This is a genomic window from Neobacillus sp. NRS-1170, from assembly GCF_050468025.1.
On record NZ_JBITPF010000014.1, the window covers coordinates 122,724 to 144,333 of the forward strand.

Genomic DNA, 21,610 nt, shown 5'->3' on the forward strand with positions numbered 1-21,610 from the left:
AACAGAAAAGGATTGGTTGAAGAACCAATCCTTTTTCTTCAAAAAATATCCTTTCTATTAGGAGAACTAAACGATGAAAGAACATTTTCAACTTAAGGTAGCGGATATTTTAAATAGAAAGCACTTCGAAAATGCCCGCGTTATCGCAGGGCATGATGGAGTTCAACGGATTGTTAAATGGGTTCATGTCGTAGAGGCAACGAGTATTCGAAATCTATTAAATGGTCATGAGCTAATTTTATCCACTGGTGTTGCCTGGAAAGATAATGTGGATTTATTTATCTCGATGGTGAAACAGTTTTATAAAAACAATGCGGCTGGCCTATGCATTGAAATGGGGACCTATGTGTCAGAAATTCCTGCTGAAGTGATTGAATTTGCGAATGAAAATCAATTTCCAATCATTATTTTTGAAGAGGAAGTTCCATTTGTGGAAATCACGCAGGATATTCATTCCGTAATCATTAATCAGCAATATCAGAAAATAGCGGACCTGGAGGATTATTCACAAAGTCTAAATAAAAGATTGCTTACAATTGAAACGTACGAGGATATACTTCAATTTATATTTTCTGCGCTTGATGTGCAAATCATCTTTCGAATGAAAAACCAGGAATATGAATTTGTCCCGGAAATCAATCGCAAGGACCAAGCGATTATTCTCTCTCAGATTGATGGGGCCAAACAAAATCAAAGTCAGCAAATCGCCGTTTCCCCCATCTTTTTGTTCGGTCAAGAGTATGCAGAATTAATCATTTACTCGAAGGACATTCCTATCAGCGAATACGACTTATTAATTTTAGACAGGACTGCTACAGCTCTAGCACAACATCTTTTAAGAGATTTATATGTTGAGGAAAAAAAGCGGGTAGAAGAGTTTGAATGGCTGCATGGCTGGCTGGAGGGTGAACATTCACTAGAGGGTATACAGGAATACTTAATCGAGAATGGGAATAAAACAAAAACCAGTGACGCGGTAGTTTTGATCACAAAGCTTTTTCCAATCAAAGATAAATCAATCAATGATGTGACATACCTGAAATTACTGTTTCGTTCTGTTTTTGAGCAGAATGGTTTTGTTGTATTTTCTGTGGAAAAACGAAATGAGATTACGTTTATCCTATTAAATAGCCGGGCGAAAAAGAATCTAAAGGAACGAATTAAAAAAGCAGTGGAATCAATTCAAGAATCCGAGTTTATCCGAAAGCAAAGTTCTGCAAAGTTTATTATTGCCGCAGGTAAGTTTACCGAATCCTTAAGGGATGTACATAAAAGCTATCAAACAGCCAAGGAAACGATTCGCATCCAGCAAAAAATGACGAATAAACAAATCTACCATTTTTATGAGGATTTACATTTATATCGGCTTATATCGCAAATGAGCAAATATACGGATTTACAGGAGCTTGCATCGGAATACCTTTTTCCGGTTATACAATATGACCAAAAATATAATGGCAAGCTGTTAGAAACACTAAAAGCCTATTTAGAGTGTAACGGATCAAAGCAGGAAACTTCAAATAAGCTTTTCATTGTGAGACAAACGCTTTACCATCGGCTTCAAAAGCTGGAGAACTTGCTGGGAGAGGATTTTATGGATCATGAAAAGCGAGTGGCGATCGAATTTATGCTGCTCGTACATGATTATTTATCAGCCTCAAAACCAGGTGCAGTAAATCAAGTACGATGATGTAATGTTAATTGAATGTTCAATTTGTCGAAGAAATCTCTACAGACATTTTACAGTATGTCTAATGAAAGCCATTCATACATGCGAGATAATGATAGTAATTCCTATTGTTAATTAATAAGGAGGAAAAAAGATGAGTGTTACAAAAAAGGACACTTCTATTTTAAACAATTATATTAACGGGGCATGGGTTAGCTCAAATAGTACGCAAACTTTGGATGTGCCGAACCCAGCAACGAATGAGATCCTGACAAAGGTCCCTGTTTCTACAAAAGAGGATGTTGATCTAGCAGTTGCAGCTGCGAAAGAAGCTTTTAAGAAATGGAAGAATGTTCCTGTTCCAAAGCGTGCAAGGATTCTTTTTAAATACCACTATCTCTTAACAGAAAACCATGAAGAATTAGCAAGATTAATCGTTTTAGAAAATGGAAAGGCTTACAAGGAAGCGTATGGGGAAGTTCAACGCGGCATTGAGTGCGTTGAATTCGCTGCAGGTGCTCCTACCCTGATTATGGGTGAAACGCTGTCAGGAATTGCTGAGGATATCGATTCCGAAATGTTCCGTTACCCACTAGGAGTAGTCGGCGGTATTACTCCATTTAACTTTCCAATGATGGTTCCTTTATGGATGTTCCCATTAGCTGTTGCCTGCGGAAACACATTTGTGTTGAAGCCTTCAGAGAGGACTCCAATTTTAGCTAATAGATTAGCAGAATTATTTACTGAAGCTGGTGCACCTCAAGGAGTTTTAAACGTCGTCCATGGCGCCCATGATGTCGTAAATGGCCTGCTGGAGCATAAAGATATTGCTGCCATTTCCTTTGTTGGTTCCCAGCCGGTTGCCAAATATGTTTATGAGCGTGCTGCCGCTGAAGGCAAGCGGGTGCAAGCCCTTTCCGGAGCGAAAAATCATCATATTGTCATGCCTGATGCAGATATGAATAAGGCGGTTCAGCATATCATCAGCTCGACCTTCGGAAGTGCCGGCCAGCGATGTATGGCTTGTAGTGCCGTAGTCGTGGTCGGTGATAATGAACCATTTGTAACAGCATTAAAGAAACAGGCGGATGAATTAATTATTGGTAATGGAATGGACGAAGAAGTGTTACTAACTCCGATCATCCGTAAGGAACATCGCAATAAAGTTCTTGGATACATTGAAAAAGGCTTAGAGGAAGGCGCAGACTTAATCAGAGATGGGCGCAAAGAAATGGATGAACTTCCTGAAGGAAATTTCTTAGGTCCAACGATTTTCGATCATGTTACACTGGAAATGACGATTGCGAGAGAGGAAATTTTTGCTCCGGTGCTTAGTCTGCTTCGTGCCGCTGATTTGGATGAAGGATTGGAATATATCCGTAGATCCAGATTTGGTAATGGTGCAACCATTTATACAAACAATGCAAAGGCTATCCGACAGTTCCGTGAAGAAGCAGACGCAGGAATGCTCGGCATCAACGTAGGTGTTCCCGCCACAATGGCGTTTTTCCCATTCTCCGGCTGGAAGGATTCCTTCTACGGTGACATGCATGTTAATGGTAAAGACGGCGTAAATTTCTACACCCGCAAGAAAATGATTACATCTCGTTTTGACGCATAATTGGTGTCAAGCACTTATATAAACAGGGAGGGGAATTTTGATATGGTTCAGACAAGACGTCCACAAGATACTTTTAATGAGCAGGATGATAGATATGTTTGGCATTCGATGAAGCCATATAATCCCAACGCTACGGTTATTGCGGAAAAGGCTGAGGGGTCATGGGTAACAGATGTGGATGGCAAACGCTATTTAGATGCAATGGCTGGATTATGGTGTGTGAATGTTGGATATGGAAGAACGGAACTGGCGGAAGCAGCGTATGAGCAATTAAAAGAAATGGCTTATTTTCCGCTATCACAAAGCCATGTTCCTGCTATTAAACTAGCAGAAAAATTAAACGAAATGCTCGGAGATGAATACGTCATCTTTTTCTCAAACAGCGGTTCAGAAGCGAATGAAGCAGCCTTTAAGATTGTTCGTCAATACCATCAGCAAAAGGGAGAGCATAACCGCTATAAAATTATTTCACGGTACCGTGCCTACCATGGCAATTCAATGGGAGCATTAGCTGCAACCGGACAGGCGCAGCGAAAATATAAATATGAACCACTTGCCCCGGGTTTTATCCATGTATCACCGCCGGATTCCTATCGTGATGACACAAATGTGACGGATCCAAAGGAATTGGCTTCGGTTAAAGAAATTGACCGTACGATGACTTGGGAGCTAAGTGAAACCATTGCGGCCATGATCATGGAACCAATTATTACCGGCGGAGGAGTACTTATTCCCCCAGATGGGTATATGAAGGCAGCAAAAGAGATTTGTGAAAAACATGGAGCCCTTTTAATTGTTGATGAAGTGATTTGTGGCTTCGGCCGTACAGGTAAACCATTTGGCTTCATGAATTATGGAGTAAAGCCGGATATCATTACCATGGCAAAGGGGATTACAAGTGCCTATCTGCCATTATCTGCGACAGCGGTTCGTAAGGAAATTTATGAAGCGTTTAAAGGAACCGAAGAATATGATTATTTCCGTCACGTGAACACGTTTGGAGGAAATCCTGCAGCTTGTGCACTGGCGTTAAAAAACCTTGAAATCATGGAAAAGGAAAATCTGTTTGATCGTTCGAGAGATTTAGGTGAACAGGTTCTAAATGATTTAACAACTCTTTTACAAGAGCATCCATATGTAGGTAATGTCCGTGGAAAGGGCTTATTAATCGGGATTGAGCTTGTGAATGATAAAAACACAAAAGAACCATTAGATCCAGCTCTTGTTAATCAAGTGATTGCAAGTTGTAAGGAAAAAGGCATTATCATTGGAAAAAATGGAGCTACGGTTGCAGGGTACAATAATGTTCTTACCTTGGCACCACCGTTAAATATTGAACAAAAGGATTTGAACTTTTTAATTAAGACACTAACAGAATCTCTAAATAAAATACTCTAGTAAAAACGTAAAAGAGCATTTGTCATTACATTTTGTAAATGACAAATGCTCTTTTTTTCATGTTAATAAAGTTCATAAAATCGACAAAATTCCCAATTATGCTTAAATTCCGAGAAATCATTGAAAAAATGTCGAAATCTCTCGATAGAGTGATTGACAGGTAGATTTGAAAGGTTATAATTAACTTAACAAACGTTCATTGGATATTTACATAATTTCATTTCGAAGAAGAAAAGCTAAAAAATTTTTTGCAAATGGTTGTAACCGTTTTCTTTTTTTAAAAAAGAAGATTGCAATATTCATAATTTTTTAAATAGGAGACTTGATTATGGCGGATGAAAAAATTACGCGCCTTGTTGAAGTAGCAAAAATGTACTATCAATCAGACTACAGCCAACAAGAAATCGCTAAAAAGTTAGGTATTTCCCGCCCCACTGTTTCAAGACTTCTTTTGCAAGCTGTTCAAGAAGGTGTTGTTCATATCAAAATATGCGATCCGGCCGAAGATGTCCAAGAGCTCGCAATGCAGGTAAAGGATAAATTCCAATTAAAGCATTGCATTGTCGCCTCAATACCTGAATATGAGGATGAACTAATAAAAGAGAAACTGGGAGAAGTTTCTGCCGACTACTTGCATAAAATTGTACAAAGTGGCGATACCATCGGAATAACTTGGGGAACAACCCTTTATCAACTCGTGAAAAAACTTCAGCCTAAGAATGTAAAGGATGTTACGATAGTCCAGCTAAATGGTGGGGTGAGTTACTCAGAATCAAATACGTATGCATCAGAAATCGTTAATGGTCTAGCGAGTGCCTTCCATACGACACCGCATTTCCTCCCTGTTCCTGCAGTAGTTGATCATATTGTTGTAAAGCAAGCAATTGTTGCGGATCGGCATGTGAAAAAAATTATGGAAATGGGCCAAAAGGCCAACATTGGCATCTTCACGGTAGGGGAGCCTGGTGAGCAATCCACACTGATGCATGCAGGGTACTTTTTAGATAATGACATTGAAATTTTACGGAAGAATCAAACCGTTGGTGATATTTGCTCTCGATTTATTGATATCAAAGGGAAAATAAGCCACGAGACTTTAAATGACCGTACCATTGGGATCGAACTCTCCCATTTATCTGAAAAGGAATTCGGCATCCTTATTGCGGGTGGAAATACAAAAGTGGACGGTATATATGGTGCCCTTAACGGCCGGCACGCCAATGTTCTTATTACTGATCAGTACACAGCAAAAGCCTTACTCGAAATGGGGGATGATAACATAAATGGATAAAGAGAAAATTAGAGAACTAGTCAAAGAAATTGTCAAAAATACGCTTCAAAATGTAAAGCAGGTACCGATTGCAGCATCAAACCGTCATATCCATCTATCACCTGAACATGTGGAAAGATTGTTCGGGAGGGGTTACCAGTTAAATAAGCTAAAGGATTTATCTCAGCCGAACCAATTTGCTGCGAAGGAAACAGTTACACTTATTGGTCCAAAAGGGAAAATTCCTAATGTCCGTGTTCTCGGCCCTTCCCGAGGTAATACCCAAGTAGAAGTTTCGTTATTCGACGGTTTTACCATAGGAGTCAAACCGCCGGTTCGTAATTCTGGCGATATCAAAGGTTCAGAATCTATTACCATTCAGGGACCAAGAGGTCAAATTACGATTAATGAAGGATTGATTTGTGCGGCGCGCCATATTCATATGCATACCAGTGATGGTGAGGCCTTTGGTGTGGAAGATGGAGATGTGGTACAAGTAAAGGTCGACGGTCCTCGAGGAATTACTTTTTCAAATGTGCTCATCCGGGTTTCACCTAAATACAAACTTGAAATGCATATCGATTTGGATGAAGCGAATGCGGCAAACATAAAAAATGGACAATTAGGTGAAATTGTAGCCGTTGAAAGTCGAAATCAAGTGAGCGGAGGCTGAATCTGGTGGATGTCAAAACGAAGGTGAAAATGCTTGTCCAGCAGGTTGTCGAAGCCTACTTAAAGGAACAACTGCATGTAAAGGAAAAAGAAATAGAAAAACAGTCGATTGCTATTCTTTTAGGCTATCAATCTCAAAATCCATCAGTGGTTTTGGAAGCGGTTACCCCGCTAATCGATTCCTGCGAGGTAACATTAATTTTATCAAAAGATTGGCTGCCTTCGCACGCTGCGTTAAGTGGAAAGCCATATGTTTTGTTAGATGAGACCTCACAGGAGGAATTAAATAGAATTGTTGAGAGTTGCAGTACTCTGGTTGTCCCGGTAGCATCCTATCGTTTATTATCAAAGCTTGCCTTAACAATGGATGATGAATTAGCCGTATGGCTGGCTCTCCAATATCAATTGCTTGGTAAGCCCATTGTAATAGCTAAGGATTATATTGAGCCAAATGTTTACCAGCAAATCCATGCGCCCCATTCTGTTCAGGAACGCTTGCAGTCCTACATAAGACAAATTCAAGCGGATCAGGTGAAATGGGTACCGCTCAGTAAACTTGCGCAAACGGTTGATGCCCAGCAAACGGCATTCAAGGAAAAGCAATCTCTCATTCTCGCAAAACATGTGGAAAAAGCGTTTCAGGATGGACTTAAGGAAATCGTTGTTCCTGACAAGAGCAGGGTGACACCTTCTGCTATGGACTTAGCGAAGGACCTCAAAATTCAAATTACAAAAACTTCTCCTTGAAAGGAGGGACGCACGTGATCATTTGTAAAGTGGTTGGTTCCATTGTTTCAACCACCAAAGCAGAAAAGCTAAAAGGGAAAAAGCTCCTCATTGTTCAGCCTCTGGATATGAAAACGATTGAGGAAGACGGTAAACCATTAGTGGCGATAGATACTGTAGGTTCTGGTGTTGGTGAAGTTGTCTTACTTGTCAGCGGAAGCTCGGCCAGGCAAACAGAAATTACAAACGGTGTTCCTGTTGATGCGGCTATTGTAGGAATTGTCGATCAAATAGAAATTCAAGGATCCTTAACCTTTAACAAAGGAGAGAGCTAATTTTGCAAATTAATGAAACCGATATCAAAAAAATGGTTGAACAAGTGCTGCAGCAATTAGGTCAAAATCAGCCAGAGAACAGCCCGGTTTCTTCATTACCAGAAGTCAGCTTTGGCAATGGTGTGTTTACCACCGTTGACGAAGCGGCTGCAGCAGCAAGACTTGCATGGGAAAAGCTTCGCAAGCTTCCAGTTGCTGTAAGAAGACAAATGATTGAGAACATGCGTCAAGTAAGCCGCAAGCATGTCAATGAGCTGGCTAAGCTTGCGGTTGAAGAGACAGGCCTAGGAAGAGTGGAAGATAAGGTTGCGAAAATTTTACTAGCCACGAACAAAACACCTGGTGTGGAAGACTTAGTCAGTACATCTTATTCTGGTGATGATGGGTTAACGCTAGTGGAATATGCACCAATTGGGGTATTTGGGTCGATTACTCCATCCACAAACCCTGCTGCAACGATCATCAATAACTCGATTTCTCTTCTTGCAGCAGGGAATACGGTTGTTTACAACCCGCATCCAAGTGCAAAACGAGTTTCGATTAAAACCATGCAGCTGCTTAACGAAGCCATTGTGGCTGCAGGCGGACCAGAAAATACTTTGACCTCTGTCGCGGCTCCAAATCTGGAAACGTCGGCACAGGTCATGAACCATCCACAGGTAAATGCACTGGTTGTGACAGGCGGCGGTCCTGTCGTAAAGGCAGCAATGGCTGTAGGCAAAAAGGTAATTGCAGCCGGTCCTGGAAATCCACCAGTTGTCGTCGATGAAACAGCGATTATTTCAAAGGCAGCTGCTGATATTGTCAAGGGAGCAAGCTTTGATAACAATGTTTTATGTACCGCTGAAAAAGAAGTCTTTGTTGTTGAAAAAGTGGCAAATGCCCTTAAATCTGAAATGGTGAAAAATGGCGCGATTGAGCTTAAAGGCTTTCAATTCGAAAAACTACTTGAAAAAGTGCTTGTAAAGAAAAACGATAAGTATTATCCAAACCGTGATTTCATCGGGAAGGATGCCCACTTAATCCTACAAGCGGCTGGCATTCAGGCAAGCCCTGATGTGAGATTGATTTTTGCGGAAACAAACAAGGATCACCCATTAGTGATGACTGAAATGTTAATGCCGATTTTACCAATTGTCAGAGTCTCTGATGTTGATAAAGCCATTGAATTAGCGGTAATCGCTGAAAAGGGCAACCGCCACACAGCGATTATGCATTCACAAAACATCACCAACTTGACAAAAATGGCGCAGGAAATTCAAGCAACTATTTTTGTTAAAAATGGCCCTTCCGTTTCGGGATTAGGCTTTGAAAGTGAAGGCTTCACGACGCTGACGATTGCCGGTCCTACCGGAGAAGGATTAACTAGCGCAAAAACATTTACACGCCAGCGCCGCTGCGTTTTAGTAGATGGATTTAGAATTATCTAGTGGGGTGTGTTAATTGGCAAAATCTAAAGATGAAAAAACCGTCCCTTCACAATCAGAAAAAACAAAAAAGCAAATAAAACAAAAATTAGAGGTTCCTAAAGGAGGAAATATCATGGGTCAAGAAGCATTAGGAATGATTGAAACAAAAGGTTTAGTAGGTGCAATCGAAGCGGCAGACGCAATGGTTAAAGCAGCAAATGTTACATTAGTAGGCAGAGAATTAGTGGGTGCAGGTCTTGTCACCGTTATGGTTCGAGGAGATGTAGGCGCAGTTAAAGCGGCAACAGAAGCTGGTGCAGAAGCAGCTCAGCGGGTTGGAACACTTCTTTCAGTACACGTGATTCCACGTCCAAACGGCGATGTTGAAGGTATTCTGCCAAAGAGTGAATAAGGGGAAGCGAAATGGAACAATCCATTGAAAGCTTTATCAAAAATCTCGTAAGGGACACGATTGTTCACACACTCGGCGAGCTGCAAATCCAAAGTGATCGGCAGACCTATGTCATTGCGAATTGGAAAATGAACAATACACTTAGTACGACTGCAGAATTTTTTCAAAAAATAAACAGCAGCAAGGACGTTTCAGTGGTGGTTTGTCCGCCAACCCAGCTGCTTTATCCCGCACATCTTTTTATTAAACAATTTGGAAAGCCGATTCATCTCGGTGGACAAAATGTCCATTGGGCTGAGAAAGGTGCCTACACTGGTGAGTCATCCACAAATATGTTGAAGGATGTTGGCTGTGAATATGTGATTATCGGCCACTCCGAAAGAAGACAATTTGCGGGTGAAGATGATGATTTAGTGAATTTAAAAGTGAAGCAGACAATCAAAGACGGACTCATCCCGATTATCTGCATAGGAGAAACGCTGGGTCAGAAAAATTCGATGCAAGCAGAACACGTATTATCGACCCAGCTAGTTGGTGCCCTAAAGGAAATTGATTCCAGTAATTTGATTATAGCCTATGAACCGGTTTGGGCCATTGGTACAGGGCAGTCAGCAACAGCTGAATTATCTCAACAAACTCATGCTTATATCCGTTCTGTTTTAAAACAAATCCTGGGTGAAAAAGCGGACCAAATCTCGATTTTATACGGTGGCTCTGTTAATGAAAGCAATGCTGCCGAATACAGTGCGATGCCGGATATTGATGGTGTCCTTGTCGGGGGCGCAAGCTTAAATCCCCAGTCTTTTGATGGAATTATCAATGTATTTGCCAAAGGAGAACAAAGGTAATGAAAAAAGTTGCGATTGGCAGTGACCATGGTGGATACGAACTGAAAGAAAAGTTAAAAGCCTATTTAACGGAATTAGGCTATGAATATCTTGATTTCGGCTGTAAGGCTAACGAATCAGTAGATTATCCCGATATCGCTTTTTTAGTAGGCGAAACGGTTGCCACAAATGATGACTACGTTGGCATCATGATTGATGGTGTCGGCGTCGGAAGCGGAATGGTTTTAAATAAAATACCGGGTGTTCGCGGTGCAGTGTGCTGGGATTTGTCCTCAGTCATCAACAGCAAAGAGCACAACAACGCCAACGTGTTATCGATCGGCGGGCAGTTTATTGGCGAAGGTCTTGCGAAGCAATTAGTGAAAACCTGGCTGGAAACTGATTTTGCCGGCGGCCGTCATGATCGCCGCGTTACAAAAATCATGGAAATTGAAAGTCGTTTTTTACACAGATAAAGGCAGGTTAAACTATGTTCGTAGCCAAAGTGATTGGAAATATGGTTTGTACTCATAAAAATGATAATTTAAGAGGTCTAAAGCTTCTGATTGTCCAACCGGTTGATGACCAGTTGAAGGATAAAGGCAAACCACTTGTGGCTATTGATACGATTGGACAGTCAGGCGAAGGAGATCTCGTTTATCTTGCAAAAAGCCGAGAGTCTTCCTTACCACTTAACAAAGATTTAGTCCCATCAGACGCTGGGATTTTAGGAATCATTGATTACTATAACGTGACGAAACGAATGGAGGAAAAATAAATGAGCAACGCATTAGGAATGATCGAAACCAAAGGTTTAATAGGAGCAATTGAAGCAGCAGACGCGATGACAAAAGCAGCAAACGTAACTTTGCTAGGAAAGGTTAATGTTGGCGGCGGCTTAGTTTGTGTAATGGTTCGCGGTGATGTTGGCGCAGTTAAAGCAGCAACAGAAGCAGGTGCAGATGCTGCACAGCGTGTAGGCGAATTCTTATCTGTACATGTTATCCCAAGACCACATTCAGATATCGAAAAAATTCTTCCAGTTGTAAAATAATGAAATTAGCAAAGGTCGTTGGGAATATCGTTTCAACGATAAAGACACCCAGCCATCAAAGCAAAAAACTAATGGTTGCCATCCCGGTTGATGCCTCGGGAAAAGAAATCGGCGAACCGATCATCGCATTTGATCGATTCCATGCCGGGGTTGGCGATTATGTACTTTTACTTGAGGAAGGTGGTTCGGCACGCGACATTTTAGAAGATCCAAAGGGCTCTTTTGATGCAGTCATTGCCGGAATCGTTGATCGATTAGAATAACGTGAGGTGAGCAAGATGCAAATCGAAGCATTAGTGGAACAAATTACTAATCAAATTATGCAGCAATTAACTAATAAACAAGAGTTAAAGGAAACTAAACCAGCTGTTTCCGGAAACGTAACCTATAAAGAAGGTTCTGCTTCTAACATTATTACTGGTCCATCTGTTGCTAGAATGATCGACCATACATTATTAAAGCCAGAAGCGTCAAAGGACCAAATTGTAAAGCTTTGTGAAGAAGCGAAGGAACATAAATTTGCTACTGTTTGTGTGAATCCGTATTGGGTGCAGATTGCGGCTAAAGAACTTAAAGGCTCAGGTGTCGGTGTTACCACAGTTGTCGGCTTTCCATTAGGAGCAACCAGCACTTTTGTTAAAATCGCCGAAACTCGGGATGCGATTGCAAACGGCGCCACTGAAATCGACATGGTGATTAACATTGGAGCTCTAAAATCCGGTGACTTCGAAACCGTTAAAAAGGACATTGAAGGTGTGGTATTAGCGGCTAAAGGTCATGCTCCAGTTAAGGTTATTATTGAAACAGGATTGCTTGAAATTGAAGAGAAGAAAAAGGCTTGTATTTTAGCGAAAATGGCAGGTGCTGATTTTGTTAAAACATCAACTGGTTTTGGACCAGGATGTGCTACAGCAGAAGATATCAAATTAATGCGCGAGGCAGTTGGTCTAGATATGGGCGTAAAAGCATCAGCATGTGTAAGAGATTTAGATACTGCTAGAAAACTTATTCAAGCTGGCGCGACTAGAATCGGTGCAAGTTCAAGTATTGCGATTATTACTGGTGGACAAGGAACCGGATATTAACATGTTCGATGGAAGGTTTGAGTTTTTCATATAGGTTTTATTCCATATGAAAAACTCATTTTTCTTATACTCCTAATCTAAAAGTATTGAAAATTTTTAGATATTTTACTATAATGATATTAACAAAATGTAATCGCTTACATAATAGAGGAGTGTTTCTAATGAACAATATTGGACATCAATTAAAGAAAATTAGATTAAATCGTGAAATTGAAATAGAAAGACTTGCCCTATTATCAGGCCTCAATGCCGAAACCATCGCTGCCATTGAAGAAGGCGATCTGGATGTACAGGTTTCCACTTTAGCAAAAATTTCAAATGTATTAAATTGCACATTCTCAATTGGTGATGTATCTATCTAATAAAATTGGAATACTAAAAGACAACATGTTATAGTAATTCCATTAGCAAAAAGTTCAATCTTTAAATGGTTGAGCTTTTTTTATTTAGAAGGAAGAGAATTATGACATCTACATTAGCCTATATCAAAGAATGGCAGCAGGCACTGCAAAATGAAATAAACTATTTAAAAAAATACGGCAGTAATAAATACCTCATTACAAATGGAAGGCAGCTCTCTACCGAAGATTCGTATACCTATTATTTTGATACATCTGGTAATTTACGGATTCCAGTGGGTACAGCGATTAAACTAGTATGGGGCAGTATGAAGCAATCAGGACGTGTCCTGTCTTCAGAGGGAAAAGGGGTCATGCTATCCTTAGAGAAATCATTCGGTGATTTATTAGATGAGGCTTATCTAATTCATGATCCATGGGAATTACTCGAACAGCTAATTCAACGCCTGGATGAAATGAAAAAAAATAAGGAGAAACGTCGCCGGATAAAGACGTTAATGGATCCCTCGATTCCGGCCAAACACCCGCAGGAAAAAATTAAAAGTAGTATCCATGAGTTATTATTACGCTCAAAATATAATCCTGTCACTTTTGTTTGGGGACCGCCTGGAACAGGTAAAACGTATACACTCGCCCGAGTAGCCGCAAATAAATATTTCCAGGAAAAGCGAGTGCTCATATTATCACATAGCAACCAAGCAGTCGATGTCCTGATAGGTGAGATTTCAAGCTTTGTTACCAAGAAAAATCGATTTAATGAAGGGGACATTCTTCGGTATGGGTTTCTAACCGGGGAACAGCTTGCCAATCATGATACGGTTACAACCAGTCAACTGCTTGAGAAACAAGACCCAGAGCTTGCAGCAGACAAAGAACTTTTAGTTGAGGAAAGACGGAAGCTTAAACAAGATTTAGCACGTTCATTTAGTAAAAGAGACACCCATTCATTGCAGGAGCTGGAGACCAAGATTGCGAAGGTCCTTGAGAAAATTCGTCAAAAGGAGATTGAGTTTGTCAAGAATGCGTTTATTGTAGGAACGACACTTGCTAAGGCAGCGAGTGACCCCGCGATATATGATAAGGATTTTGACGTAATCATTCTCGATGAGGCAAGCATGGCATATGTTCCTCAAGTCGGATTTGCAGCATCATTAGGGAAAAGAGTCATCATTTGCGGTGATTTTAAGCAGCTGCCGTCAATTGCTGCATCCAGAGATGCTTTAGTAACCAAATGGTTGAAGGAAGATATATTTCATCGGGCCGGAGTGGTTGATTGGGTTAAGGAAGGCAAGCTGCACCCGCATTTATTTTTACTAAAAGAACAGAGAAGGATGCATCCGGACATTTCATCCTTTACCAATCAATACATTTATCATTCGCTTGTGGGTGATCATGAAAGTGTTCAGAAGTCACGCAAGACCATTGTTGAAAATCAACCATTTCCTGGACGTGCTTCAATTTTAGTAGATTCAAGCTTTACTGGAGCACATTGCATCTCAGAAAAAAACTCCAATTCAAGGCTAAATCTCTGGCAGCTGCTGCTATCTTTTCAGGTAATTCATGAATCCTATTTAGGGGGAGCACACTCTATTGGCTATGTTACACCGTACCGGGCTCAAGCCAATTTGATGGAATTGTTATTAGAGGATTTATATGAAAAAGAACGCCTAAACGCTGAAATTATTTCTGCAACCGTGCATCGATTTCAGGGCAGCGAGCGGGATGTGATGGTTTTCGATACAGTGGATGGTGAACCGCAGGAACGTGCTGGCATGCTGTTAACGGGCGTAGATAGTGAACGATTAATCAATGTTGCCATCACCAGAACGAAGGGAAAATTCATTCATATCAGCAATCAAGCGTTTATAAACAGTCATGTATATCATTCGAAAACATTAAGACAGTTAGTCGAATATCAAGTGAGACATAATCAAGCAGTTAGAAAAAATGAAATTGGTACCTGGATCAGAAATCAGCATTCTAAGTTACACTGGATGCATGCTAGAAAACTTGAAAAAGTATTCCAGGATATTGATTCCGCCAGATCTTCCATTGTGCTCTCACTACCAGCTGGTACCGAATTGTCGGAGGAATGGAAAATAAATTTGAAAAATAGAGATAAACGAACGTCATTCATTATTTTATCGGAGGAGAACTGGACGGAATTACTGCCAACTCAATTAATCCAAGAAATAATCCCATTTCCCTTTTTAATAATTGACAAACAGATTTTTTGGCTTGGAATAATGATAGAGGGGATTAAGGCTATTAAGCCTCCATTTATTGCCGCTCGGCTAGAATCAGCGAAGATATCGGAGTACATTTTAAGTCAGTTCCATAGACGGTAGAAATAGAAAAAAAGCATCACCGATGCTTTTTTTCTATTTCCCTGCTATCGAAATCTCCGATATCTAAATTTATTACTATCACTGCTGCTTTCGATTGATTCCTCTTTGCTTTCCTCATCATTTACGATGGTGGCAAATTCTTCACTGCTCTCTATTTCATTGCTAACATCATTGCTATTTACGGCAGGATCATTATTATTTTCTTCATTGCTATCTTCTAAAGCAGTGTTGAGTACTTCGGTAATTTCCGTTTGAGCATCTACATTAATTTCGATGGCTTCATCTGAACTTTCCTCATCGTCCTCCCCGAAGGGAGATTCTTGCCTTATACGTTGTATTTTTCCAAGTGCATCTTGCCTTAGATTTGCGATTCCGATTATTTCATCTAAAAGGGCTGCAAACCTTTTGAAATCAACATTGTTTTCTCCACTATTTTGAATAACATTTAAAAAGTCCTCTTGAAAAATTTCAAATTCTCTTTCGAATTGGCCACGGTCCATCTGTCTAAAGGTCACACCGTTAATGCGAATAAATTCAAAGATTAATTGGGTAATGGCTTGGTTTGCAGCCTGTAATTCAGGAGAGCTGTCTAGAAAATTGTTCAAATCGCGTAGTGTTTTATAATAACTTTTGAAATTTCGATTAGCTTCTAAAAATTCCAGTTTACTCAATGATGTATTCCTCCTTCATTTTTTTCCTTTTGTATTAAAGATATGCAAGGAAGATTTATATAGAAGATAAAACTAAAGAAGGAGGATGACAGATATTTGTTTTATAAAAACGATTCACGCAAATGGCAGGCAAGCTGTACCTTTAAAAAATTCTCAGGTTGTTCAAGGGACATGCCTAATTGTTCTTCAATTTTTTTCAGCCTCAAGTAAAGTGTGTTTACATGAATATGCAGCTTTTGAGCTGTCCTAGCTGACGAGCGATTTGTTTGTATATAGGTTATGAGCGTCTTTTCTAAATCATTATTATTACCTTTAATGGAATTCAAAGGCGTGAAAATTTCTTCAAGGAACCTTTCAATCTCCTCGGAAGACTGATTAATAAACAGGCGGTTTATCCCTATATCGGAAAAATGGATCATACCTGATTTTTGGCGTGAGATAAGATATGAGACGGCCTTGTTCGCTTCATTGTGGGATTTGGCAACAGATTCAATTCCCTGGTAAACCGAACCAACCCCGACAAACAGGTGGATATGATCGTTAAGTTCACTTTCTTTTAAAATAGTATCCAATTTTTTCATTACCGCTCGTTTGTTTGCAGGGTTCGTAAGAGAGAATAGAATGGTAACTTTGTTATGATTACCAAATACGATTTTGTTATGATCTAATAGGACTTGTTTAATTCGGGATATGAACCGATGAACGATGCTATCTAGTATTTGAAGATCTTTAAAATGAGTAATCGTAATAATAACCGAGAACAGGTTTGATTTAAGATCCAAGCCAAGATTCATCGCTTTTTTTGTTAGCAAATCAGGGTTATCGTTTAATAATAAGTCATTATAAAATTCATGGGTCTTTTTATAATAGATATCTGCCAGTGACTTCTTTTTGGCTAATTCCATTGCTAGGACAGATCCCCCTCTATCAAGGATGATATGTTCCAGCTGTGTTAATGGTCGATTAACAACAATAATCATACATCCGTTACAAACAGATCCAACTAAAATTGGGTAAATGTAAAATGCCTTTTCATCCTGATCGAAAAGTTCAACGTAAATGGGAACTTTTCGGTTGGATAGGAGTTTTGTTAGTTCATCCATCGAAAAAGGATGTTCTTTTTGCTTTGGAAAGTGTTCGCTTTCGATCATGTCCACAAATATTAATGACAAACCAAGCATTCGATTTAATTCTTGAGTGATCGTTTCAACTCCTCTATTTTGGACAGAGAGCTGTGAAAGTGTAGAATCGACTTCGTTTCGTTTGACTAGGACTTGATTCTTTCGTTTAATTTCCGTAAACAACCGTGCATTTTCCATTGCAATCGCAATTTGTGCAGCTAATCCTTGTAAAAGTTGAAAATCCCAATCAGTAAGATTCCGTTCGCGGTCATCTTGATGAATGCTTAAAACTCCAATAATTTCATCCCGAAATTTTATCGGAATGGTGACAGATACTTTTACCCTGTGATTGTGAAAGGCATGCATTAAATATTTGTAATTTTCGTCGGATGTTCCTTCCATCGCTTCATTAGCCTCACGAAATGAATAATAGATTCTTGGTTGTCCATCGAGAAATGTTTTGCCTGTTACGGATTCTCCAATTTTATATCGTACTTTTTCTATTTCTTTTTTCCATCCTCTATAAGCTTTACATACTAAACGGTCTAATGCCGGACTATACATCCAAAAAACGCAGGCTTCCGAGCCAGGAATCACAGCGGCTACGTTATCTAAAATTTTCGCCAATAATTCATCAAGGTCTAGTGAAACCGTAATGTTTTGCACACCCTCAATCAGTTTTTCCAATTCTATTCCTTTTCTTTTCATCAAGAGATCAGTGTAAAAGGGATACATCAGGTGGTATAAAAGGTTAATATTATCCTTTTCTAATGGAGTAGTTGTTTCAGTATAGAGGATAGTAACCTTATAGTCTTGTGGATAATCCAGTGTTAACAATTGAGGGTTGTCCAAGCTGGACGGTTGAATCCCCATTTTGGTGGTTGGGGAAGGAAAAGCACGAATACCCTGTCTATCTGTTAAGATCCATCGATGTTCTACAGGAGTATAAAACCAAATCTCATAGCATGAAATTCCTAGATTTTGGATTAAAAAGGATCGGAGCTGTGCAAGATTTAACATAAATCTATCACCTCACTGTGAACTTCCATAGTTTATTAGAAGAAAATCTATGTGAATCAACATTGTTTTCATTTTATCAATTTCATATACTTTCTGTAAATACAGAATTTTCAGAAATAGATTCAGAATATTGTAAACGCTTACTTTGTGTAAAGAAAAATCATTTCATTTAATGTCGAGAGGGAGTGGAAAGGTTGGGACATATCTCATCCTATATGGCGGGAAATGTTTTCAAAGTGTTGGTAAAGACAGGTGATATTGTTGAGTCTGGAGATGATGTAGTTATACTTGAGTCAATGAAGATGGAGATTCCAATAACAGTTGAGTCAAAATCAGTTATAAAGGATGTGAAAGTAAGAGAAGGAGAATTTGTTAATGAGGGGGATATCATTATTGAGTTGGAATAATGTTAACCAGCCGCTGCATGAGTATCTTCGCCATTATGCACGAATCACACCAAATAAAGAAGCGATCCTCTTTTATGGAAAAACGATTACCTATCAGGAACTGGATGATTTATCAGATCGTTTCGCGATGTTTCTTCATTCCTGTGGAATTAAAAAGGGAGACAAGGTTGCGCTTTTTTTACCCAATTGTCCTCAATATATTATTTGTCATTTTGGAATTCAGAAAATTGGAGCAATTGTAGGTCCATGCAGTCCCATGTTTAAGGAATGGGAATTGGCCTATGAAGTGAATGATTTAGGAGCGAAAGCAATCGTCGCCTTGGAACAATTGCACCCCATTGTTGACCAGGTTCGAAATCATTCTTCTATTGAATTGGTTATTACTACGAGCTACATAGATTTTCTTCCAGAAATTCCACAGCCAGAGTTTCCAGAAAAAATACCCCCAAAGAAAAGCTTAACGGATTGCATCGATTTAATACAGATTTTTAAATCAAACATGGCAAACCCTCCAAAAATAGAGATTGATGTGGAAAATGATGTTTCCCTTATTGTCTATACGTCCGGATCGACTGGACAGCCGAAAGGGGCGATGCTGACTTATCGAAATGCATTATATAAATCTTATTGTGTTGCGCAAACAAGGAATACAACAGCAGAGGATATATCATTATCCATTATGCCAATTTGCCATATTGCCGGCATGTTAGGCATGAACGTCGTTATTTTTACTGGTGGAACTCTGGTCTTACTTAATCGTTTTACTCCAGAATCGGCAATGGACGTTATCGAGCGGTACCAGGTAACAGTAGCTCAGACTGTTGTTCCTATGAATATAGCCATTATGAAGCATCCAGATTTCAATAGGGTTGACTTTCGTTCACTTAGATTGAATGCATGCACCAGCTTTGGCATTCCATTAACCGAGGAAATTTCGAATCAATGGAGGGAGCTGACAGGTGTAGGATTATTTGAATCAGCATACGGGCTAAGTGAAACCCATACGGCCGATACGCTAATGTCCAAAGGAGCTGTCAAATTTGGTACTACCGGCAAGCCCGTATTGGAAACAGAAATAAAAATCATGTCTATTGATGAGCCGAGGAGGGAGGTTCCAATTGGGGAAGAGGGAGAGATTATTGTTAAAAATCCCGGTGTTTTTAAAGGATACTTGAATAAACCAGAAGCAACAGCCCAAACGCTTCGCAATGGATGGGTCTATACAGGTGACATTGGCAAGTTGGATCAAGAGGGATATTTATTTTTTCTCGGCCGTATTAAAGAAATGATCAAGTGTTCTGGATACAGTGTATTTCCTGAAGATGTTGAAATTATGCTGATGAACCATCCTGCCATTTCCCAAGCAGCAGTGATTGGTGTGCAAGATCCCGTTCGCGGCGAATCAGTAAAGGCTTTTGTGGTGATTAAACCTGAATTCCAAACTAGGATTACGAAAGAGGAGATTATCCGATGGAGCAAGGAAAAAATGGCTGCTTATAAATATCCCCGCTATGTTGAATTCAGGGAGAGCCTGCCAGTTACCGGGACTGGCAAATTGCTTCGAAGGCTGCTTGCAGATGAAGAAAAAGAAAAGGCAAATTATAAGGAGGTTGTCCATGAGAAAAATTAACAAAGTCTTATCCGTTGTCCTAATAGCCACATTATTGATAGTGGCTGGCTGCACCAAAAACAGTTCTACCGCTGGTGAAAATTCAGCAGGCAAGACGACAGAAAACCCAAAAAACAGCGAACCGAGGAAGGGAGGCAGCCTTGTTGTTGCTTATGACTCTGATGTGAGTAACTACGACCCTATCCTTGGCAATTCCGGGAACGATCATCCGCTGCTGTATCCAGTTTTTGACACATTAGTTAACTATAATGCGAATCTTGAACCTCAACCAGGCCTTGCGGAATCATGGGACACCCCGGATGATAAAACCATTATTCTACACTTAAGAAAAGGGGTAAACTTCCATGATGGAACCCCATTTAATGCTGATGCCGTTAAATTTAACCTTGAACGGGTAAGATCGAAAGAATCAAAAGTATCCGATTTATCTAATGTAGAATCTGTAGAGGTTGTCGATCCACAAACAGTGAAATTACATTTAAAGCAGCCAGATTCCTCCATTATCCTTGCCCTATCTGATCGTTCAGGGATGATGGTTTCGCCTGCAGCAGTCCAAAAATTTGGTGCTGACTTCAGCCAAAACCCAGTGGGGACTGGCCCCTATAGGATGGTCAAATGGGTACGAAACGGAGAAATACAGTTTGAAGCGAATAAGGATTACTGGCAAAAAGGACTGCCATACCTTGATAAAATAACAGCTAAAATTATGCCTGATGAAAATACAAGATTAAATGCACTTAAATCAGGTCAGGTTCAATTCTATTGGAATGTATCACCTGACAATAGTCAAGTTTTAAAGAATGATAAGAATATAGTGTTAGATTCGAAAATGAAGGTAGCGTTCTATAATATTTATTTAAATACCAAAATGGCCCCATTTGATAAAAAGGAAGTCAGGCAGGCGCTTCAATATGCCATCGATCGTGATGCCCTTGTAAAAGCTTTAACCTTTGGGGAAGGCGAGTCGGCTAATCAAACATTTCCAAGTGATTACTGGGCAGCAAGTCCTGATATGAAAATTAAATATGACCCTGAAAAATCAAAGGAATTATTAAAACAGGCAGGAGTTGAAAATGTCAAATTTGATATGTTCGCGCCAACAGCCCCATTCTATCAAAGATTGGCGGAAGCCATTAAAGGGCAAGTCAAGGAGGCTGGCTTTACGATTAACATACAGCCAATGGAACTAACAAAAGGAGTAGCTCTTTACTTTAATGAAAAGCAGTTGCCGGCAAATCTTACGGCATGGACAGGACGTCCAGACCCGCAACAAACAATCAGTTTATTCCTAGGCGGAAAAGGTTTCTACAATGTTGGCGGGGAGACAACACCTAAAAAAGAAGAATTGATTTCAAAGGCAGCAGCTTCGTATGATCAAAAAGAGCGAGCAAAGTTATATGGCGAAATAAATGAGATTGCAATGGCAGAAGAAGCGATGACGATTCCTATTATGTTTACTCCTTCTACTGCAGCCATGTCGCCAAAGGTTAAGGGCTTTGAAGGAACATTACTAGGAAAACCAAAGTTCTCCTACTTGTGGCTGGAACAATAATAAAGAGGATAGGAAGGGAGAGAG

At 39.9% G+C, this 21,610-nt stretch carries 22 protein-coding genes; 20 read left to right on the forward strand and 2 right to left on the reverse strand.

Annotated elements, in window-relative coordinates; all coding sequences use genetic code 11:
- Positions 1 to 73: 73 nt before the first annotated feature.
- The 17 genes from ACIFOT_RS06165 (at position 74) to ACIFOT_RS06245 (ending at position 15,185) form a co-directional block, all read left to right on the forward strand.
- Entirely contained in the window at positions 74 to 1,690 is a 1,617-nt protein-coding gene (locus tag ACIFOT_RS06165; RefSeq protein WP_430063129.1) for a PucR family transcriptional regulator, read from the forward strand.
- Positions 1,691 to 1,823: 133 nt separating this feature from the next.
- Positions 1,824 to 3,290 carry a CoA-acylating methylmalonate-semialdehyde dehydrogenase gene (locus ACIFOT_RS06170; protein ID WP_430063132.1) on the forward strand — a complete coding sequence of 489 codons (1,467 nt, stop codon included), beginning with the start codon at positions 1,824 to 1,826 and terminating at the stop codon, positions 3,288 to 3,290.
- Between the two features lie 42 nt (positions 3,291 to 3,332).
- Positions 3,333 to 4,688 (forward strand): aspartate aminotransferase family protein, encoded by a 1,356-nt coding sequence (locus tag ACIFOT_RS06175; protein WP_430063135.1) that lies wholly within the window; start codon positions 3,333 to 3,335, stop codon positions 4,686 to 4,688.
- Positions 4,689 to 5,016: 328 nt separating this feature from the next.
- Positions 5,017 to 5,979 carry a sugar-binding transcriptional regulator gene (locus ACIFOT_RS06180; RefSeq protein ID WP_430063138.1) on the forward strand — a complete coding sequence of 321 codons (963 nt, stop codon included), beginning with the start codon at positions 5,017 to 5,019 and terminating at the stop codon, positions 5,977 to 5,979.
- Positions 5,972 to 6,631: a phosphate propanoyltransferase gene (gene pduL, locus ACIFOT_RS06185; protein ID WP_430063141.1), complete on the forward strand. Its 660-nt coding sequence runs from the start codon at positions 5,972 to 5,974 to the stop codon at positions 6,629 to 6,631. Before ACIFOT_RS06180 ends, pduL begins: the two co-directional genes overlap by 8 nt.
- A gap of 5 nt (positions 6,632 to 6,636) precedes the next feature.
- Positions 6,637 to 7,377, forward strand: coding sequence for a hypothetical protein (locus ACIFOT_RS06190; protein ID WP_430063144.1), 741 nt, complete (start codon positions 6,637 to 6,639; stop codon positions 7,375 to 7,377).
- A 14-nt stretch (positions 7,378 to 7,391) separates the two neighbouring features.
- The gene (locus ACIFOT_RS06195; protein ID WP_289984717.1) at positions 7,392 to 7,691 is read left to right on the forward strand and encodes a EutN/CcmL family microcompartment protein; all 300 of its coding nucleotides are present in this window, start codon (positions 7,392 to 7,394) and stop codon (positions 7,689 to 7,691) included.
- Positions 7,692 to 7,693: 2 nt separating this feature from the next.
- Positions 7,694 to 9,121: an aldehyde dehydrogenase family protein gene (locus tag ACIFOT_RS06200; RefSeq protein WP_430063148.1), complete on the forward strand. Its 1,428-nt coding sequence runs from the start codon at positions 7,694 to 7,696 to the stop codon at positions 9,119 to 9,121.
- A 112-nt stretch (positions 9,122 to 9,233) separates the two neighbouring features.
- Positions 9,234 to 9,512, forward strand: a complete 279-nt coding sequence (locus tag ACIFOT_RS06205; RefSeq protein WP_335714228.1) for a BMC domain-containing protein — start codon at positions 9,234 to 9,236, stop codon at positions 9,510 to 9,512.
- Between the two features lie 11 nt (positions 9,513 to 9,523).
- A complete protein-coding gene (tpiA, locus tag ACIFOT_RS06210; protein WP_430063150.1) occupies positions 9,524 to 10,360 on the forward strand; it encodes a triose-phosphate isomerase in 837 nt (278 codons plus the stop codon).
- A complete protein-coding gene (gene rpiB, locus ACIFOT_RS06215) occupies positions 10,360 to 10,815 on the forward strand; it encodes a ribose 5-phosphate isomerase B (RefSeq protein WP_223590456.1) in 456 nt (151 codons plus the stop codon). Before tpiA ends, rpiB begins: the two co-directional genes overlap by 1 nt.
- A gap of 14 nt (positions 10,816 to 10,829) precedes the next feature.
- Positions 10,830 to 11,117, forward strand: coding sequence for a EutN/CcmL family microcompartment protein (locus ACIFOT_RS06220; RefSeq protein ID WP_430063154.1), 288 nt, complete (start codon positions 10,830 to 10,832; stop codon positions 11,115 to 11,117).
- A complete protein-coding gene (locus ACIFOT_RS06225; protein WP_430063156.1) occupies positions 11,118 to 11,393 on the forward strand; it encodes a BMC domain-containing protein in 276 nt (91 codons plus the stop codon).
- Positions 11,393 to 11,656: a EutN/CcmL family microcompartment protein gene (locus ACIFOT_RS06230; protein ID WP_430063159.1), complete on the forward strand. Its 264-nt coding sequence runs from the start codon at positions 11,393 to 11,395 to the stop codon at positions 11,654 to 11,656. The genes ACIFOT_RS06225 and ACIFOT_RS06230 overlap by 1 nt, the downstream gene beginning before the upstream one ends.
- A 174-nt stretch (positions 11,657 to 11,830) precedes the next feature.
- Positions 11,831 to 12,478 carry a deoxyribose-phosphate aldolase gene (gene deoC, locus ACIFOT_RS06235; protein WP_430063575.1) on the forward strand — a complete coding sequence of 216 codons (648 nt, stop codon included), beginning with the start codon at positions 11,831 to 11,833 and terminating at the stop codon, positions 12,476 to 12,478.
- 161 nt (positions 12,479 to 12,639) lie between these two features.
- The gene (locus ACIFOT_RS06240) at positions 12,640 to 12,840 is read left to right on the forward strand and encodes a helix-turn-helix domain-containing protein (RefSeq protein WP_430063162.1); all 201 of its coding nucleotides are present in this window, start codon (positions 12,640 to 12,642) and stop codon (positions 12,838 to 12,840) included.
- A 101-nt stretch (positions 12,841 to 12,941) separates the two neighbouring features.
- Positions 12,942 to 15,185 (forward strand): AAA domain-containing protein, encoded by a 2,244-nt coding sequence (locus ACIFOT_RS06245; RefSeq protein ID WP_430063164.1) that lies wholly within the window; start codon positions 12,942 to 12,944, stop codon positions 15,183 to 15,185.
- A gap of 44 nt (positions 15,186 to 15,229) precedes the next feature.
- Here ACIFOT_RS06245 and ACIFOT_RS06250 read toward each other — a convergent pair whose 3' ends face one another.
- Positions 15,230 to 15,856 (reverse strand): hypothetical protein, encoded by a 627-nt coding sequence (locus tag ACIFOT_RS06250; RefSeq protein ID WP_430063166.1) that lies wholly within the window; start codon positions 15,854 to 15,856, stop codon positions 15,230 to 15,232.
- A gap of 101 nt (positions 15,857 to 15,957) precedes the next feature.
- On the reverse strand, positions 15,958 to 17,997 hold the full coding sequence (locus ACIFOT_RS06255; RefSeq protein ID WP_430063169.1) for a helix-turn-helix domain-containing protein: 2,040 nt from the start codon (positions 17,995 to 17,997) through the stop codon (positions 15,958 to 15,960).
- Between the two features lie 194 nt (positions 17,998 to 18,191).
- On the opposite strand from ACIFOT_RS06255, the gene ACIFOT_RS06260 reads away from it, so the two are divergent.
- From ACIFOT_RS06260 to ACIFOT_RS06270, 3 genes are read left to right on the forward strand one after another with little or no spacing between them, the layout of a single operon-like run.
- Positions 18,192 to 18,404, forward strand: a complete 213-nt coding sequence (locus tag ACIFOT_RS06260; protein WP_430063172.1) for an acetyl-CoA carboxylase biotin carboxyl carrier protein subunit — start codon at positions 18,192 to 18,194, stop codon at positions 18,402 to 18,404.
- Positions 18,391 to 20,034, forward strand: a complete 1,644-nt coding sequence (locus ACIFOT_RS06265; RefSeq protein WP_430063175.1) for an AMP-binding protein — start codon at positions 18,391 to 18,393, stop codon at positions 20,032 to 20,034. The genes ACIFOT_RS06260 and ACIFOT_RS06265 overlap by 14 nt, the downstream gene beginning before the upstream one ends.
- Positions 20,021 to 21,586 carry an ABC transporter substrate-binding protein gene (locus tag ACIFOT_RS06270; protein ID WP_430063177.1) on the forward strand — a complete coding sequence of 522 codons (1,566 nt, stop codon included), beginning with the start codon at positions 20,021 to 20,023 and terminating at the stop codon, positions 21,584 to 21,586. Before ACIFOT_RS06265 ends, ACIFOT_RS06270 begins: the two co-directional genes overlap by 14 nt.
- Positions 21,587 to 21,610: the final 24 nt, after the last annotated feature.

Excerpts from the sequence above, each read along its gene's own strand:
- ACIFOT_RS06240 (WP_430063162.1), top strand. The coding sequence starts at position 12,640 with ATGAACAATATTGGACATCAATTAAAGAAAATTAGATTAAATCGTGAA.
- ACIFOT_RS06165 (WP_430063129.1), top strand. The coding sequence starts at position 74 with ATGAAAGAACATTTTCAACTTAAGGTAGCGGATATTTTAAATAGAAAG.
- ACIFOT_RS06245 (WP_430063164.1), top strand. The coding sequence starts at position 12,942 with ATGACATCTACATTAGCCTATATCAAAGAATGGCAGCAGGCACTGCAA.
- ACIFOT_RS06175 (WP_430063135.1), top strand. The coding sequence starts at position 3,333 with ATGGTTCAGACAAGACGTCCACAAGATACTTTTAATGAGCAGGATGAT.
- ACIFOT_RS06255 (WP_430063169.1), bottom strand. The coding sequence starts at position 17,997 with ATGTTAAATCTTGCACAGCTCCGATCCTTTTTAATCCAAAATCTAGGA.
- ACIFOT_RS06170 (WP_430063132.1), top strand. The coding sequence starts at position 1,824 with ATGAGTGTTACAAAAAAGGACACTTCTATTTTAAACAATTATATTAAC.
- ACIFOT_RS06180 (WP_430063138.1), top strand. The coding sequence starts at position 5,017 with ATGGCGGATGAAAAAATTACGCGCCTTGTTGAAGTAGCAAAAATGTAC.
- ACIFOT_RS06225 (WP_430063156.1), top strand. The coding sequence starts at position 11,118 with ATGAGCAACGCATTAGGAATGATCGAAACCAAAGGTTTAATAGGAGCA.
- rpiB (WP_223590456.1), top strand. The coding sequence starts at position 10,360 with ATGAAAAAAGTTGCGATTGGCAGTGACCATGGTGGATACGAACTGAAA.
- ACIFOT_RS06220 (WP_430063154.1), top strand. The coding sequence starts at position 10,830 with ATGTTCGTAGCCAAAGTGATTGGAAATATGGTTTGTACTCATAAAAAT.
- ACIFOT_RS06230 (WP_430063159.1), top strand. The coding sequence starts at position 11,393 with ATGAAATTAGCAAAGGTCGTTGGGAATATCGTTTCAACGATAAAGACA.
- pduL (WP_430063141.1), top strand. The coding sequence starts at position 5,972 with ATGGATAAAGAGAAAATTAGAGAACTAGTCAAAGAAATTGTCAAAAAT.
- tpiA (WP_430063150.1), top strand. The coding sequence starts at position 9,524 with ATGGAACAATCCATTGAAAGCTTTATCAAAAATCTCGTAAGGGACACG.
- ACIFOT_RS06270 (WP_430063177.1), top strand. The coding sequence starts at position 20,021 with ATGAGAAAAATTAACAAAGTCTTATCCGTTGTCCTAATAGCCACATTA.
- deoC (WP_430063575.1), top strand. The coding sequence starts at position 11,831 with ATGATCGACCATACATTATTAAAGCCAGAAGCGTCAAAGGACCAAATT.
- ACIFOT_RS06205 (WP_335714228.1), top strand. The coding sequence starts at position 9,234 with ATGGGTCAAGAAGCATTAGGAATGATTGAAACAAAAGGTTTAGTAGGT.